This is a genomic window from Mucilaginibacter sp. PPCGB 2223, assembly GCF_001705515.1.
Classification (GTDB): Bacteria; Bacteroidota; Bacteroidia; order Sphingobacteriales; family Sphingobacteriaceae; genus Mucilaginibacter.
In genome coordinates, this window is sequence record NZ_MDJS01000001.1 from 1,021,586 (window position 1) to 1,037,835 (window position 16,250).

Annotated in this window: 17 protein-coding genes; 10 read left to right on the forward strand and 7 right to left on the reverse strand. The window is 43.5% G+C overall.

Going from position 1 to position 16,250, the window contains the following annotated elements; translation table 11 throughout:
- Positions 1-51 precede the first annotated feature (51 nt).
- Positions 52-1,119 carry an arabinan endo-1,5-alpha-L-arabinosidase gene (locus BEL04_RS04285; protein WP_083227753.1) on the reverse strand — a complete coding sequence of 356 codons (1,068 nt, stop codon included), beginning with the start codon at positions 1,117-1,119 and terminating at the stop codon, positions 52-54.
- 160 nt (positions 1,120-1,279) lie between these two features.
- Here BEL04_RS04285 and BEL04_RS04290 point away from each other — a divergent pair, with 160 nt between their 5' ends.
- The 3 genes from BEL04_RS04290 to BEL04_RS04300 all read left to right on the forward strand — a co-directional run bounded on the left by BEL04_RS04290 (position 1,280) and on the right by BEL04_RS04300 (position 3,680).
- A complete protein-coding gene (locus tag BEL04_RS04290) occupies positions 1,280-1,852 on the forward strand; it encodes a pentapeptide repeat-containing protein (RefSeq protein ID WP_066000581.1) in 573 nt (190 codons plus the stop codon).
- Between the two features lie 6 nt (positions 1,853-1,858).
- Positions 1,859-2,086 carry a hypothetical protein gene (locus tag BEL04_RS04295; protein ID WP_066000583.1) on the forward strand — a complete coding sequence of 76 codons (228 nt, stop codon included), beginning with the start codon at positions 1,859-1,861 and terminating at the stop codon, positions 2,084-2,086.
- Between the two features lie 154 nt (positions 2,087-2,240).
- Positions 2,241-3,680, forward strand: coding sequence for a L,D-transpeptidase family protein (locus tag BEL04_RS04300; protein WP_254659525.1), 1,440 nt, complete (start codon positions 2,241-2,243; stop codon positions 3,678-3,680).
- Position 3,681: 1 nt separating this feature from the next.
- Here BEL04_RS04300 and BEL04_RS04305 read toward each other — a convergent pair whose 3' ends face one another.
- The gene (locus BEL04_RS04305) at positions 3,682-4,485 is read right to left on the reverse strand and encodes a murein L,D-transpeptidase catalytic domain family protein (RefSeq protein WP_066000587.1); all 804 of its coding nucleotides are present in this window, start codon (positions 4,483-4,485) and stop codon (positions 3,682-3,684) included.
- Positions 4,486-4,738: 253 nt separating this feature from the next.
- Entirely contained in the window at positions 4,739-6,280 is a 1,542-nt protein-coding gene (locus BEL04_RS04310; RefSeq protein ID WP_139112914.1) for a glycoside hydrolase family 28 protein, read from the reverse strand.
- 229 nt (positions 6,281-6,509) lie between these two features.
- Between BEL04_RS04310 and BEL04_RS04315 the strand changes: the two genes are divergently transcribed.
- The 3 genes from BEL04_RS04315 (at position 6,510) to BEL04_RS04325 (ending at position 8,948) form a co-directional block, all read left to right on the forward strand.
- The gene (locus BEL04_RS04315; protein ID WP_066000591.1) at positions 6,510-6,953 is read left to right on the forward strand and encodes a hypothetical protein; all 444 of its coding nucleotides are present in this window, start codon (positions 6,510-6,512) and stop codon (positions 6,951-6,953) included.
- A 180-nt stretch (positions 6,954-7,133) separates the two neighbouring features.
- Entirely contained in the window at positions 7,134-8,183 is a 1,050-nt protein-coding gene (gene queA / locus BEL04_RS04320) for a tRNA preQ1(34) S-adenosylmethionine ribosyltransferase-isomerase QueA (RefSeq protein ID WP_066000592.1), read from the forward strand.
- A gap of 78 nt (positions 8,184-8,261) precedes the next feature.
- The gene (locus BEL04_RS04325; RefSeq protein WP_066000597.1) at positions 8,262-8,948 is read left to right on the forward strand and encodes a 2-C-methyl-D-erythritol 4-phosphate cytidylyltransferase; all 687 of its coding nucleotides are present in this window, start codon (positions 8,262-8,264) and stop codon (positions 8,946-8,948) included.
- Between the two features lie 65 nt (positions 8,949-9,013).
- Here the strand turns inward: BEL04_RS04325 and BEL04_RS23955 are convergent, their stop codons facing one another.
- The 3 genes from BEL04_RS23955 to BEL04_RS04335 all read right to left on the reverse strand — a co-directional run bounded on the left by BEL04_RS23955 (position 9,014) and on the right by BEL04_RS04335 (position 10,182).
- On the reverse strand, positions 9,014-9,160 hold the full coding sequence (locus BEL04_RS23955) for a lmo0937 family membrane protein (protein ID WP_139112915.1): 147 nt from the start codon (positions 9,158-9,160) through the stop codon (positions 9,014-9,016).
- Positions 9,161-9,320: 160 nt separating this feature from the next.
- Positions 9,321-9,542 carry a DUF2795 domain-containing protein gene (locus BEL04_RS04330; protein ID WP_002996718.1) on the reverse strand — a complete coding sequence of 74 codons (222 nt, stop codon included), beginning with the start codon at positions 9,540-9,542 and terminating at the stop codon, positions 9,321-9,323.
- A 91-nt stretch (positions 9,543-9,633) separates the two neighbouring features.
- On the reverse strand, positions 9,634-10,182 hold the full coding sequence (locus BEL04_RS04335; RefSeq protein ID WP_066000599.1) for a cob(I)yrinic acid a,c-diamide adenosyltransferase: 549 nt from the start codon (positions 10,180-10,182) through the stop codon (positions 9,634-9,636).
- Positions 10,183-10,304: 122 nt separating this feature from the next.
- Here BEL04_RS04335 and BEL04_RS04340 point away from each other — a divergent pair, with 122 nt between their 5' ends.
- The 4 genes from BEL04_RS04340 (at position 10,305) to BEL04_RS04355 (ending at position 15,022) form a co-directional block, all read left to right on the forward strand.
- Positions 10,305-11,288 (forward strand): chitinase, encoded by a 984-nt coding sequence (locus BEL04_RS04340; RefSeq protein ID WP_083227754.1) that lies wholly within the window; start codon positions 10,305-10,307, stop codon positions 11,286-11,288.
- Between the two features lie 54 nt (positions 11,289-11,342).
- On the forward strand, positions 11,343-13,478 hold the full coding sequence (gene rnr, locus BEL04_RS04345; RefSeq protein WP_066000601.1) for a ribonuclease R: 2,136 nt from the start codon (positions 11,343-11,345) through the stop codon (positions 13,476-13,478).
- 16 nt (positions 13,479-13,494) lie between these two features.
- Positions 13,495-14,469, forward strand: a complete 975-nt coding sequence (locus BEL04_RS04350) for a polyprenyl synthetase family protein (RefSeq protein ID WP_066000603.1) — start codon at positions 13,495-13,497, stop codon at positions 14,467-14,469.
- 73 nt (positions 14,470-14,542) lie between these two features.
- Complete coding sequence (locus BEL04_RS04355; RefSeq protein ID WP_083227755.1) at positions 14,543-15,022, forward strand: energy transducer TonB; 480 nt, start codon at positions 14,543-14,545, stop codon at positions 15,020-15,022.
- On the opposite strand, the gene pelA is transcribed toward BEL04_RS04355, so the two are convergent.
- A complete protein-coding gene (gene pelA, locus BEL04_RS04360; protein WP_066000610.1) occupies positions 15,006-16,217 on the reverse strand; it encodes a pectate lyase in 1,212 nt (403 codons plus the stop codon). The two genes, BEL04_RS04355 and pelA, sit on opposite strands and share 17 nt — an antisense overlap.
- Between the last annotated feature and the right edge of the window lie 33 nt (positions 16,218-16,250).

Genomic DNA, 16,250 nt, shown 5'->3' on the forward strand with positions numbered 1-16,250 from the left:
TTCGCCAGTCAAGATAAGTAAAAGTTAACGAATGGCAAATGCAGCAAACTATCATTTCCCCGCAAATACCCTCTTCTCAAATTCGGGCATCTCAAACAATTTATCATTAGGGTTCAAACTCGGCCAGCCATCCTTATCGATATGCAATGGCTTGATATTCAGCAAAGATTGCCCGCCAAATGACCGGGTGTAGGCATGGTACACAATATAAGTCGTATCGCCCTGTGCAAAAAAGCCGTTGTGGCCACGCCCCGGTTCATCGTAGTCGCCGGCAAGGAAAACCGAATAATTGTTATCTATCCAGCTTTTGCCTTCCTTGTTCAGGTAGGGCCCCTTCACACTTTTCGATCTTCCTATTACAATCTGGTAGGTGCTTTGTATCCCCGAACAGCATTTTCCGCGCGAAGCGAAAATATAGTAATACTCCGGCCCTTTGATGATGTAGCTGCCTTCGCCCAGTTTGGTGGTAATGGTGTACAATTCGGGTTTATCGCTATCGGGTTTGCCGGTTTTGGGGTTAAGCTCTATTAAACGCAAACCGCCTTTGTACGAGCCGTAGATCAGGTATTTCTTTCCATCTGCATCGGTAAAAGCATTCGGGTCGATGCAATTCACGCTGTCGCCGCCGTTTTTATAGTTCACAACCAGACCGTGGTCTATCCATTTATACTTCGGGGCCTTCTTATCTAAAGTAACATTGGTAGCATAACCTATGCCCGATTTAAAATTCATCCATGCCGAAACCGAATAATACAGGTGATACTGCCCGTCGGCATAATGGATATCGGGCGCCCAAAGGCCGACCTTGCCGGGGATATCATTGTTCCACCACGAAAAGGACATGCCTTTATCAAAAACTGGCCCGGCATTCGTCCAGTTCACCATATCTTTTGATGATTTGATGCTCATGCCTGTAGTCAACACGTAATAAGTATCCCCGGCCTTGATCATGCAGGGATCGTGAGCATTTAGGTTACCCTTTAGGCCGTTATTACTGATAATGGTATCCGGCCTTGGCTGCCGCTGCTGGTTATTGGCAGGCGGTGTAGTTTGTGCCGATGCATGTATGGTAAGCGCCAAAAGCGCAATGGCTAATGCTCTGGTTAAAAAATGGCTCATAGATTGTAATTGGTAGCCTAAAACTATTCACAAATTGAGTAACTCGCATCCTGTACAATCCTGTCGAATGATGATGTTAAACAATATAAAGAAGAATGCCCTGTTGGTAAGTCATTAACTTATTCTGAAAAAATTGCCGGATATTTACCCTGACAAATTCATGGAACAGCAACTTACCGAGAACCAGATTTACAAAAATATTAAGGGCGCCGATATCGAAGGGCGCGACAGAATATTTGAGGGCTGCACCTTCAGCAACTGCGATTTTTCGTACGCCGACCTGTCGCAGATCACCTTTATCAATTGCAGCATGGATACCTGTAACCTGTCGCTGGCCAAACTCATCAACACCGGTTTCCAGGAGGTAGAGTTTCGCGATTGTAAGTTTACAGGCGTTAATTTCAGCACCAGCAATAACTTTTCGTTCGCGGTAAGCTTTACCAAGTGTATCCTTGATTATACCATCTTCCAGAAAAAGCGCCTGAAAAGCACTGTGTTTGAAGATTGCTCGCTGATTGAATCCGATTTTAGCGAAGCAGACCTCACTAACGCCATCTTCAGAAACTGTGATCTGAACCGCACTATTTTCGACCGCACGATATTAAAAGGCGCTGACCTGTCATCGGCAAGCAATTTTAACATCGATCCGGAAAATAACACCATGGCAAAAGCGAAATTCAGCTCGCATGCATTATCCGGCTTATTAATTAAATACAACCTCATCATTGAATAATCTTTCATGGACGAACATATTATACCTTTTAGCGGCAATAAACTGGTAAAAGTAAAACAGATACAGAAAGATTATTACCGCATATCGCTCGATCATAAATTTATCGGTTATATCCGCAGGGACGGCAGTGGCTGGATGCTTGAGGAATATTCGCGCGAGGATCTTACTGCAGAGAATGTACAGCTCATCGGCGACCAGATCGACCGGCTGCGCTGGCAGCTTACACAGTTTTAGTGGCATAGCAATTGCACTGGTGTGTAAATATAACTGAACACACCCTATGATTATCTCTAATAATGCCCGGTATACTTTTTGGCCAGTATTATTTTCCGCTCTTTTAATTATCCTGTTCGCCTTAACCAGTTGCCATAAGAAATCGCGTTCCGATATGGGCGAGGTTCTTTTTGAGAGATCGCACAATAAAGTTTTTAAAGATGTTACCCCGCAGGGGTTCGCACCTGTTCTGCAACAGGCTTTGCAGCAGCAAAAAACTTCGCTAAATAATTATAAAGTAATCGAAGCCTGGTACAGGCAAAATGAGTACGATCCCATTTTTTTGATGGATCATACAGCTAATGGCGATATCCAAAATCTCACCAGTTACCTGGATCGTACAGCAGAGCACGGCCTCGTACCGGCTATGTTCCATACCGATACGATCAAAGCTTTGCTGAGCCGGCTAAACGATAAAAAGGCGATAAAATCGCTTAATCAGGCTTACCGCGATATGGCAAAACTGGAGTTATTGGTTGCCAATTCGCTTATCACTTACGCTAACGCACTACAATTTGGCCTGATAGACCCCAAACGCATTTATGCTAACTATTATACCAAAACATTGCGTCCCGACAGCGCTTCAACAAGCCGCATTTTTTCGGTAGAAAATCTCAAAAGTTACCTCGACAGTATCCAGCCTCGTAACCCACAATACCTGGCTCTGCAAAAAGCCCTGGCAAGCGGAACTTTAGCGCCTGGTATGAGCAAAGAGGAAACCCAGCGCATCCTGGTGGTCAATCTCGAACGCCTACGCTGGAAGAATAAGCCAACCGAAAACCGCTATGTAGTGGTCAACATTCCCGATTTTACACTTAACCTGATGGAGAACGGCAAATGCGCTTTATGTATGAAAGTTTGTGTAGGCGAAGGGCGCAACCAGGATCACGCCAATACCCTGGTTGAATATGACGACAGCGACAAAGTGGACAGGCCCTTTACACACGAAACGCCGCAATTGAACAGCCTGATCTATGTGGCCGAAGTTAACCCTGTATGGAATATACCGCAAAGTATTGCCAGTAAGGAGATCATGGTTGAAGCGGCGAAAGATCGTTACTACCTCTCCAATAAAAACATCGATGTATACAAAAACGGACAAAAAATTGAAGATACTGAAACTATCGACTGGAGCCAGGTAAAAAAAGACGACGACTCTTACGAATTTAAACAACAACCCGGCGCAGACAACGCTTTAGGCAAAATTAAATTCCTGTTCAACAATAAAACCAACGTTTACCTGCACGATACACCCACGCAGGCGCCTTTTAAACAAGCGATGCGTGCCGTGAGTCACGGCTGTGTGAGATTGGAAAAGCCATTGGAATTTGCCCACGCGCTTTTTGGCGATGGCGAACGCTATCAAACCATTTTAGATAACTATGGCAAAGACAATCCAGAGCCGACACGGCTTTATCTGCCAAAAAAAGTTCCGGTCTACATCACCTACATTACCTGTTGGGTTGATGAAACCGGAACCATACAATATCGAAAAGATATTTACGCGCAGGACATTGTGTTATATGCACACCTGCAAAAATTTACTACGGTATAAATTACAATACTGCAGCGGTAACCTGCCCCCCGCCATTGGTTTGGTTAAAGGCAAAGTTGGCCGCCATGTCGCGGTCAAGATATTTGGAAGTATAGCTCTCATCGTTACCATTGATAAACAGCAGAGTTTTGCCTTTAATGGTATTGATAACACGGTTAATCACTTTCGCCGAAACGGCCGGGCAACCCTGGCTGCGTCCTAAACGGCCAAGCTGGTTAATTGAACTCTGGCTTACATACGAGGCTGCGTGTACAACTATATCGCGTTTTGCGGCCATATCGTTAAAACCTTCGTCCATGCCGTCAAGCCGTAAGGAAACGCCGTGTTTGCCCTGATAAACATTATTGGTTACGTAAAAACCCAGGCTGCTTTGGTACGAATCGACGCTGTTCGAAAAATTGGTAGCTATATCGCCGCCGCTGCCCTCCCCGTGCGATACCCAGGTATTCAGCACAAGCTGCATCTTTTTCAGGTCGACTATCCACATGCGCTTGCTGCAACTCGATTTTGCGAGGTCGACTACCGTTACGATCGAACAGTCGGAAGGTAATTTATTAGCGCTTTTCAGGTTAAAAAAACCTGTCATGGCTCTTTCAAAAACAGCGTTATCCATACCAAAATTGGCCAGCCTTGCAGTTTGGTAAATATTGGTAATGTAACTCTCAAAAAACTGTGTTGTTGATCCTGTTGTAACTGAAGAGGCTTGACTGACAGGTGCTGGTTTAAGAACTTTGCTTGTCCAGCTGATAATAACAAAAGATAATGCCAGTGAAACACACGTAACCCACAAAAATCGTTTTCTCATAAATAATCTAAATTAATTAAAGACACTGTTTATACGCTGGTTTAGATCTAAAGGTTACCAATTATTAATTTAAAAGCAAACTTTATCGCTATAAATGAAATGCCAGGTCCTATTCAACGTAGTAAAATGGTCTTTATTTTAAACTACAATTAATTATTAAGAAATTAAATTACCATCAAGATTAAAGAAAAAAAAGCACTGGCATAAAAAAAGCGGAAGCTTGCACTTCCGCTGTCCGGTTAATATCGAACGTTTACAGATTTTTTTTATCTACTGACGTAAGTTTGGTATCGGGCACCTGCGCAGTATTAAAGATATTAAAATCCTTTACCTGGGTTAGCATAAACGTGGGTACTCCTGCGGCTTTTTGTGAGCGGATATGCTGAAAATCAACGCCGTTAACAAACTCTAAAAAGTATGGTGGCCGCATATCTTCGGCGATATAATTAGTTTCTACATTACGCATCTTCAGGTCTTTTACATGGCTGATGTAAAACCCGTAAGACGGTGTAATACCGAAAGTTTTAGGCTCCGGGTATAATTTCGTCTGATCGGGAACTACGATTGACGCTTGTTCTTTTGTTCCGCCGCCTTTAAAGTAAATATGAATATTTTCTAACGTTAAATCGTTAATTTCATAGCCGGGCAAGCCGGCAATAATGGCTCCCTGCATGGCATCAACATTATAAGCCGTTACATTGCTTATGCTAATGCGCGTAGCCGCACCAATTGGCGTACCTTCGGGGCCACGCATGCGGGCGCCAAGACGCACAAATATCGGGGCATTCACAATATCGCGCATTGTAATATTATTGATCGACACGTCTTCCATCAAAGCGCCATCAACACTTTCGAGCGCAAGGCCGCGGCAATAGCTAAATACACAGTTGGATATAGCCACATTTTTATAACCGCCGTTTGATTCAGTTCCGAATTTAATACGACCGGTAGGCCCGCCGTTATATTTTACAGTACGTTTATAGGTACCATCTAAAAAGGAGCCTTCGTCAAAACCGCTTACCTGGCAATTGGTAATGGTAATGTTTTCGCAGGCCCGGCCGGTGTTTAGGCCATAGGAGCTTTTGAGGCAGATACCATCATCGTACGGGGAGTTAACGCTGCAGTTGGAAATACGTACATTCTGGCAGCAGTCGATATCCATGCCGTCGCGGTTGGTATCCATTTTTACATTATCAATGGTCATGTTATCGGCAGAGGTAGCCAATATGCCGAACCAACCGCCATGCAATATCGAAATATCACGGATGATAATATTGCGGCATTTGTACAACGCAATGGATTTATTGGGTTTCTTATCTTCCTCACCTTTCATCTCGGCGTGGTTGGTACGCTCCAGGCCCTTTCCCCAAATGGTACCTGGCCCCAGGATAGAAATATCGTGCAGGTTTTCGCCCCATATCAGGCTGTTATGCCAATGGCGGTGGCCAAAATCCTCATATTCGTTTGTCACAATCTTTTCCGGCTCATCATAACCAGCCTCTTTGGTTGCTTCGGCAGCAATAATGGTAGCTCCCTGGTCGATGTACAACGACACGTTGCTTTTCAGATGGATCGAACCACTTTGATAATTGCCTGCCGGAAAATAAACAGTGCCTCCGCCCGCGGCAGCGGCAGTCTCGATAGCTTTGTTGATGGCTTGTGTCTCGATGGTTTTTCCATCACCAGTGGCCCCGAAGTTTTTAACATTATAAGGTGTCATAGTTTGGGCCTTGCCCATACCGGCGATAAGCAGCAGTGCGGATAGGCTGCAGGTAAATTTGTTTGGTAATCTCATTATTCAAAATAGGTTTTTAGGTGTTTGTAGTGTATCAAATATCTCAAAATTCAATTGCTGTGTTTACTCTGCCCCGATAAAAATCTGTGCAAACGTTCCCGGACGATATTAACCGCATTTGTCAACAAAAAATGACCAGTGCTGTTGTATTATAATGACAATAGTCATACACTGTATGGCATATCCTGTTGTACCTTTATGTTGCAAATCCACTTAAAATTAACTCATCATGGGCGATCAAACATTAATACAAGCTAACGTACAGGAGGTACCAGGCTTGCAGGAAATTTATCTTGCTACCAAACATTGGTTAGATGATCTTTTGTTTTTTGATGACGAAGCCAAATTTTTAAACATATTGCTTGAGAAATATTTTGCGGTAGCGCTGCACCAGGAGCACGTTAACCGGATTCAACTGATCAACGATCATTTAAAACGTGTTTGCCTGCATAAGCAGATTATCAAAGACGAAGTGATCACTCACCGCACCAATCTTGATAATACCCTCAAAAACAATATGGAGAAACGCGAAGATTTTTTATACCTCGAACATAACAGGCTTGCCGAAGAGATCAAAGACCTGAACCAGCGTTTTAAGAATGTTAAAAATGATATATTTCAAATTACCGAGCTGCTTTTGATAGACCAAAAATTACAATCGCACGCAGAGTGATTTTGCCGTTTCGCTATCCTATCAAATTGCCCTGTACCTTGTACGGGGCAATTTGCATTTAAAATACCTGCTATGTCGCAAATATCTTAAACAATATCGTTACAGTTTTGTAATAAAATTGCGCGTTTAACTATCATAAATTATTAATACATTTGCGCCCTAAAATTCTTTTTTTACAGCATGAAATTATCTCAGTTTAAATTCAACCTACCCGATTCATTAATAGCTCATTCACCCAGCGATCAGCGGGACGAATCGCGCTTATTGGTTTTGCACCGCGATTCCGGAAAAATTGAGCATAAAATATTTAAGGATGTTCTGAATTATTTTGACGATAAAGATGTGATGATCATCAATAACACCAAAGTATTTCCAGCCCGCCTGTACGGTAATAAGGAAAAAACCGGTGCTACTATCGAAGTGTTCCTGCTGCGCGAACTGAACAAAGAACTGCGTTTATGGGATGTGCTGGTTGATCCGGCCCGTAAAATACGCGTAGGTAACAAGCTATACTTTGGCGATGACGATCTACTGATTGCCGAGGTTGTTGACAATACCACCTCGCGAGGCCGTACCATCCGTTTCCTGTTCGATGGTACCGATGAAGAATTTAGGCGTAATGTAGAGATATTGGGCGAAACCCCGCTGCCGAAATACATTAAACGTAAAGCTACCGAAGAAGATAAAGAGCGCTATCAAACCATTTTCGCCAAAAACGAAGGTGCAGTTGCCGCGCCTACCGCAGGCTTGCACTTTAGCCGCGAACTGATGAAACGCCTGGAATTAAAAGGTGTTGAATTTGCCGAAGTAACCTTGCACGTTGGCCTGGGCACCTTCCGCCCGGTTGAGGTTGAGGATCTGACTAAGCACAAAATGGATTCGGAACAGTTTATTATCGAACAAAAACAAGCCGATATTGTAAATAAAGGTATCGAAGCCAAACGCCGCATCTGCGCTGTGGGTACTACGTCGATGCGTGCCATCGAGTCGGCCGTATCGGCAAATAAAACCTTAAAGGCAGCTAACGACTGGACAAGTAAGTTCATCTTCCCGCCGTACGATTTTAGCATTGCCAATTCGATGATCACCAACTTCCACACACCGGAGTCGACCTTACTGATGATGATCTGTGCCTTTGGCGGTTACGAAAACGTAATGAACGCATACGAAGTTGCCGTAAAAGAAAAATACCGCTTTTACAGCTATGGCGATGCGATGCTGATTATTTAATTTAGATTTGAGTATTAGATATGAGTATTGAGATTAAGGTTTCAATACTCATTTTTGTTTTATGCCCGTTTGAAATCGATGAAAGAAAATCTAAAATTTAAAAATCACGTCATCATCGTCGCCGGCGGCTCTGGTATGCGTATGCAAGCCGCTATACCCAAACAGTTCTTATCGCTTAACGGCCTCCCGGTGCTGATGCATACCATCAACGCCTTTTACCATAGCCAGAGCCAACCACAGATTATTTTAGTTTTACCGCAGGCACACCGTCAATACTGGGATGAGCTTTGCCGGAAACATAACTTCACCGTACCACACACCGTAACTAACGGTGGCGAAACTCGGTTCCATTCTGTAAAAAACGGGTTGAGCCTGATTGAAGGAGGTAGTGTAATTGCCATACACGATGCTGTAAGACCTTTAACAAGTGCCGAAGTTATTGATGAGGCTTACCAGTATGCCGCAATCAATGGTAATGCTATTGTGGCCGTACAAAGCCGCGATTCGATCCGGCAGGTTAAAAATGAGCTGTCGGCTGCGTTAAACCGCGATGAGATATACCTGGTACAGACACCACAAGTCTTCCGGTCGGATATCTTAAACAAAGCTTACGAGCAGGAATACAAACCCGAATTTACTGATGATGCCAGCGTTGTGGAGCAATTAGGCATTAACATCCATATCGTACCGGGTACTTACACCAATATCAAAATTACTTTCCCCGAAGATATTGCAATTGCTGAAATGCTGTTGAAGAAGATTTGAGTATAGCGTATTGCGTGATGCGATTTTTCTTATCTCAACACGCAATACGCATATCTCAATACTTGTCACGCCCTGCGTATAACGCCCAACAGCAAAGCGATGATCGCTATAACCAGCAACACATGTATCAGGCTACCGGCCGAATAGTAAAAAACTCCTAACGCCCATCCTATGATCAGGATAACAGCTATAATATAAAGTAAACTTCTCATGGTAGTATGTTTTTTTATTATACCACCATACAGGCTAAAACCGTTCCATTATCAACAACAAAGCCCTGGCAAATTATGCCAGGGCCTATTTATCATCATTATTTAACCTTAAGATATTTTTAATTAATATCAGATTAAATTATTTAACAAAAATTACCAATCAATATTCATCTTCGTTAAAAAAGAAGTCATCTTTTGTAGGGTAATCAGGCCATATCTCTTCTATATTTTCGTACGGCTCACCATCGTCTTCCAATGCCTGGAGGTTCTCAATAACCTCAACAGGCGCACCTGAACGTATAGCGTAATCAATTAATTCATCTTTAGTTGCGGGCCATGGTGCATCTTCTAAATGCGATGCCAGTTCGAGTGTCCAATACATATTTTCTAAATTTCGATTTTTTCTATTTTTTGCAAAAGTATAATATTTCCAATTTGATTTTCAAATTATTTCTCAAAATAAATTTCAACGCTTAAACCCTTGCAATCCATTCATTTTCGGCAATTTTATGCTCACTACCAATTTTTCTGGCCAGGATAAAAAGGTAATCGCTCAGCCTGTTGAGGTAAATGATCACCTTCTCCTCTACAAAGCTTTCCTCCGCTAAATGAACCACCAACCTTTCGGCACGCCTGCATACACAACGTGCAAGATGACAAAAAGATATCGCATTGCTTCCTCCGGGCAAAATAAAATGTCGCAAAGGCGGTAATTCGCTATCCATACGGTCCATTTCCTGCTCAAGGAGTTCGATATCAGCATTATGCAGGTCAGGTATCTTCATTTTCGATTTCTCCGGATCAGATGCGAGGCTGGCTCCTATTGTAAAAAGCCTGTCCTGTACCTCTTTTAAAACATCTTTATGCTTTGCGTCAATATCCTGGTCGCGTATCAGCCCAATGTACGAATTTAACTCATCGACAGTACCATAGCTTTCAATGCGCACGTGATGTTTGGGCACGCGCGTACCTCCTATCAACGATGTCTGGCCCCTGTCGCCTGTCTTGGTATAAATCTTCATCTTATACAAATAAAAATTATTTCGCCGCATTTTCAGCATGTGTTAATAATTTTTTATCAGTGCCAGTCAAACTGTTTTATTAATATTGCACACATTATAACTGTTTTATACGTTACTCCTTCATGAAACTACTTGCATTCTATCTTAAAACAGTTTTCGGTTGCCTTGTCGCTTTAATACTCTTTAGTTTTAAATGCAGTTCAACTGTAAAATCTGCAGGTACAGCAGTTCCTAAGGGCGTTTCATCCTTCTTTACGGAAAAGGATTTCAATTCGTTGTTCCCACAGCGCGATAAATTTTACACCTATCAGGCATTTATACAGGCTGTCAGAGAGTTAGGGCAGATAAAATTAAAGGTCGAAAAGCGCGAAGTATCCATTTACAGGGTTACCCGTACCGATAAACTTACCGGCAGGCCTGTGGTAGTTCGCCAGGATGAGGACTGGAACGAACCCTGGGCACAAAAGCGCCCGTATAGTTTTGTTAATATCGATTATGGCACTTTTTGTTCGGAAAAAGACCTGCTAACTAATAAAAGAGAACTTGCAGCCTTTTTTGCTAATGTGGCCCACGAGACACGGCATGGCATGAATGGCAAATACGATGATGGCCTGATGTACACACATGAGCTAAACACCAATGCTGTTTACATATCCGATAACGATGCTTATCCGCCTGTAAAAGGCAAAAACTATTACGGCCGCGGTCCGCTGCAATTAAGTTATAACGGCAATTATGGCTATGCATCAGATTGCATTTTCGGCGATAAAACGGTGTTGCTGAATAACCCGGACCTGGTAGCGACGAATGCTGTTGTAGCGTTTAAAGCTGCCATATTTTTCTGGATGACGCCGGTAACCTACAAACCATCGGCTCACGACGTGATGGTGGGCAACTGGAAGCCCAAAGCCGATGATATCGCCAAGAACCGCAGGCCTGGTTTTGGCATGACTATCAACATTATCAACGGCGATATCGAATGCAACCATGGTGACGTTTTCGGCATGACGGATCGCATCGGCTTTTACCAGCATTTTTTAACGATGCTTGGCGTTTCTGACCCCGATTGTGCATGTAGTTGCAGTAAAACACAGCCTTACAATTAAATATTCTTTCAGGCTACCCGGAATAGCCTTACCTTTATGGTATAATATATACATATGTCTAAAAAATCAGCCAATAACAGCATCAAACAAGTGCTTACGCAATTAGTGCTCGATGTGTTTGAACAAAATGGCAATCAATCATTAAACTACAAGCAGGTATCTGCAAAACTCAATATCAGAGAGCCCGAATCCAAGGCGGTTATCCTCGAAATACTTAAAGACGAAGCGTTTAAACAAACCCTTAAAGAGGTATCGCCGGGCAGCTTCAAACTGATCGAACTTAAAACTTTTATCGAAGGCAAAGTCGATCTGACCAATGATGGATCAGCATTTATCATTACCGATGATGAATCGGAAACCGATATTTTTGTTGCCCCTCGTAAATTGCGCAATGCCCTTAACGGCGATTGGGTGAAGGTTTACGTTTATGCCAAAAGCAAAGGCAAACGTAAAGAAGGCGAAGTGATCGAGATCATCAAACGCCATAAAATGGAGTTTACAGGCATAGTAAAACTCTCCGAGCGTTTTGCATTCTTCATTCCGGACGACCGGAAAATGATGCACGATATCTTCATCCCCCTACCCGATCTTAACGGCGCCAGGAATGGAGAAAAAGCGGTGGCCGAGATAACCGACTGGCCGCCTGAAGCTAAAAACCCCATCGGCCGCATCAAGCATGTACTGGGCAAGCAAGGCGAGAATGATACCGAAATGAACGCTATCCTGGCCGAATACGGTTTCCCGCTTTCATTCCCAAAAGAAGTGGAGCATGAAGCTAACCATATCTCAGAAACCATAAACGAGGCAGAGATTGCCAAACGCCGCGATTTTCGCCCGGTGACGACTTTTACTATCGACCCGTTTGATGCTAAGGATTTTGACGACGCCTTATCGGTTCGTTACCTTGATAATGGCAATTATGAGATTGGTGTCCACATAGCCGATGTATCTCATTACATCATCCCGGATTCGGCCTTAGATAAAGAAGCTTATGAGCGTGCTACCTCGGTTTACCTGGTCGACCGTGTAATACCCATGTTGCCCGAAAGATTGTCAAACGGCTTATGCTCGCTGCGACCTAACGAAGATAAATTGTGTTTCTCGGCAGTATTTGAGCTCGATGAGCAGGCGCATATTATTGATCAGTGGTTTGGCAAAACCATTATACACTCCAACCGCCGGTTTACTTACGAGGAGGTTCAGACTGTGATAGAGACTCAGGAGGGCGATTATGTAAAAGAAATCAACCTACTTAATAAGCTTGCTTACGTCCTGCGTGAGCGCAAATTTAAAAACGGCGCTATCAGCTTTGAAACTACCGAAGTTAAATTTAAGTTAGATGATGGCGGCAAGCCGATCGGTGTTTATGTAAAAGAGCGTAAAGACGCGCACAAACTCATCGAGGATTTTATGTTGCTGGCCAATCGCAAGGTGGCCGAATATGTGGCAAAACTGGGGACCGGCAAGCATAAATACACCTTTGTATACCGCGAACACGACTCACCAAAAACCGAAACCCTCCAAAGTTTCGCGCAGTTTGCGGCACGTTTTGGTTACAAGATCAGCACCAAATCAGATAAGGATATAGCACGTTCGCTTAACTTCCTGATGGAGGATGTTGAAGGCAAAAAAGAGCAGAACGTGTTAACTCAGTTGGCAATCCGCTCAATGGCCAAGGCTGTTTATACCACAAAAAAGACAAGTCATTACGGTTTGGCTTTTGATTATTATACCCACTTCACCTCTCCCATCCGCCGTTACCCGGATGTAATGGTTCACCGTTTGTTACAGCATTACCTGCAACATGGGCAATCGGTAAATGCCGAGCACTATGAGGTTTTATGCCTTCACTGCTCACAGATGGAAAAAAAAGCTGCCGATGCCGAGCGTGCTTCTGTTAAATACAAGCAGGCCGAATACTTAAAAGAGCAGGTTGGCAATATCTTTACGGGCATTATTTCGGGTGTTACCGAATGGGGTATGTATGTAGAGATCGTGGATAATAAATGCGAAGGCATGATCCGTCTGCGCGATATTTCCGACGATTTTTATACGCTCGACGAAAAGAACTATGCGATAATCGGTCAACGCAAAAAGAAAACCTACCGTCTGGGCGACGAAGTGCGGATAAAAGTAAAAAACGTCGATCTCACAAAAAAGCAGATCGATTTTACTTTAGTTCAGGATTAACAGATTTACACCATACATGCATTCGATACCTTATCTGCAGCAACTTGTTACAAAAGCTTTAGCCTCAAAAAAATACGGCCACGAACCTGTCGAACTTTACGAACCGATAGATTATATCATGTCGCTCGGCGGCAAACGCTTACGTCCTTGTCTGTTATTAATGGCTTGTGATTTATTTGGAGGAGATATCCAAAAAGCACTGTCGGCGGCGATAGGGATCGAGGTATTTCACAATTTCACCCTGATGCACGACGATATCATGGATAAGGCGCCCCTTCGCCGCGGCAAACCAACCGTGCACGAAAAATGGGATACCAATGTGGCCATTTTATCGGGCGATGTGATGATGGTTGAAGCCAACCGCCTGATGATGCTGGTTGATGACAGTATTTTACGCCCGGTGCTTGATGCTTTTAACGAAACTGCCACAGGCGTTTGTGAGGGCCAGCAGATCGATATGAATTTTGAGAGCCGCGACAGGGTTTCGGTTGATGAGTACATTAACATGATACGCCTCAAAACTGCGGTATTGCTCGGCGGATTGATGAAGATTGGCGCTTTGATTGCAGGTGCCAGCCCTGCGGACGCAGCGCTGCTTTACAACTTTGGCGAGCAGTTAGGCATAGCCTTCCAGTTGCAGGATGACATATTGGATGTATACGGCGACCCCGAAAAATTCGGTAAACAGGTTGGCGGCGACATCTTATCGAACAAAAAAACCTATTTGCTTATTAAAGCTCTGGAATTAGCCAAAGGCGGTGATCTTGCCCAACTCAATCATTGGCTCACTCTTACCGATTTTGATGCTGTGGAAAAGGTAACGGCAATCAAAAACATTTATGCCCGATTAGGTATACGCGAGCAGGCTGAAGCCGAAATGAATAAATATGCCCGCAGCGCTATGCAAAGTTTTAAAGCGATAAACCTGCCTAACGAGCGTAAGGCTGTATTAAAGGAGTTTGCAGATCAGTTGCTGGTGCGGGAATATTAACAACCGATTTGCAAATGATTGATATGATAGCGTAATTAACACTAATATGCAGCGTTAGTGAAATATTAAACTTATGAAATCACACTATCTTATCCTACTCTTGTTTTGGTTAGCCTCAACCGCCAACGCTCAAACCCCAAAAACCGACGATCTGGCTAAGCTCAGAAAAAAGCAAATTGCTGATTCTATCAAACAGGCAAAAAAAGCAAAAGCCGACTCCATTAAATACAGTAATGAGATTTATACCAAAGCCGATATAATGCCTAATTTCCCCGGTGGCGACAATGCGCTAAAGCGGTATATCAACGACAATATGCAGTATCCTACCCGCGACAGGGAAGACAACAGGCAAGGCAAGGCATTGGTGCGTTTTGTGGTCGAAAAAGACGGCAGCATCAATAATGTAAAAGCTTTAACTGCTCCTTCTACGACCATGGCAATCGAAGCTGAACGGCTGGTTAAGGCCATGCCCAAATGGTCGCCCGGGCTTATTGGCAACAGGATTGTGCGTGTTCAGTTTACCATAGCAATAAACTTCAGTTTGCAGCCTTAGCCAGCACATTTTTACCTGGCGCCCATTTTTGCTGCCATTCTGGATACTTATCCAATACCTTTTGCGGGTTGTAGGTATACCAGCCATAACCGTCGCGGCGCTCACGCGGCACATCAGCTAACGAGTAAAGCATCCGGCTATCCCTGTCACTGAACAAAGGTTTGTGCGTTTTCAACTCGTAATAACGCGTCCAGATGGGCGGGGCGGTTGTATCTTCAACCGTTATCCTGTCTGTAACCGAAACGCGAAATGGAGTTACCATGCGCGGGGCCGCAATAGTTTTAACACGTGTGTAATATATTTTCGATGTATCAAACCACGCAACGGCATTTTGTATCGCTTCAACAATCTCTCTTTTAGGGTGATCTATCCGCATTAAAAACAGCACTATGCCGGAGCTTTCACCGTTGCTGATACTTGGCGGTTCAAACTTACGTGCCCAGGCTGGTTTCAGCGTAACTTCATCGTATTGCTGGCACCATGCTGTTGGCCTGCCCATATCATTGATCTGCGTTTTGAGGATGCAGGCTAAGCCCTTGTTATAAGCATTAACAAGCTTTTCGCGGAGTTTATCATCTACAAAAGCATATTCGGGCTTGTTATCTTTAATATCCTGCAAAAGCTCCATAATGCCTTCAAATACACCATCATTATAGGTAATACAACGGCTATAGTCTGATTGCAGGGGATAGTACTGCGGCCATCCGCCGTTTTTATATTGTGACGACAGAATAAAATTGAGGCCTGCAATTGCGGCGTTCTTATACTTGTCCTGCTTGGTTGCTGTATAAACATTTGCTAAGCAGGTTATTTGGGTATAAGTACTGCCGTTATCGTAGGTGGTGTTATAATCGGCTTTGGTTTTAAGTACACTGTCTTTCTGCGAATCTGTCAGTATGGCCATTACATCGTAATTTTTTGGCCATCCGCCGTTATTTTTTTGAAACAACAGGATATTATCGGCAACCTGGGTAATGTCGGTTGCTTTATATCTCGGCCTGCCTGGCATAGGGTTTATGATGTTGTGTTTATCAAAAATACCATACCAATGACGGGAATTATCGCCAAAGGCTTCTTCATCTATCTTATATTGGGTATCCTGTGCAAAGGCGGGTGCTATCCATAAAAATGTCATCAGCACAGTTAAAAGCTTCCTGTTAAATAACGATCGGCCTGATTTGTATAGCTGTTCCATTTAGGTTTGTGTTAGTATGGTAAAATTATCGCT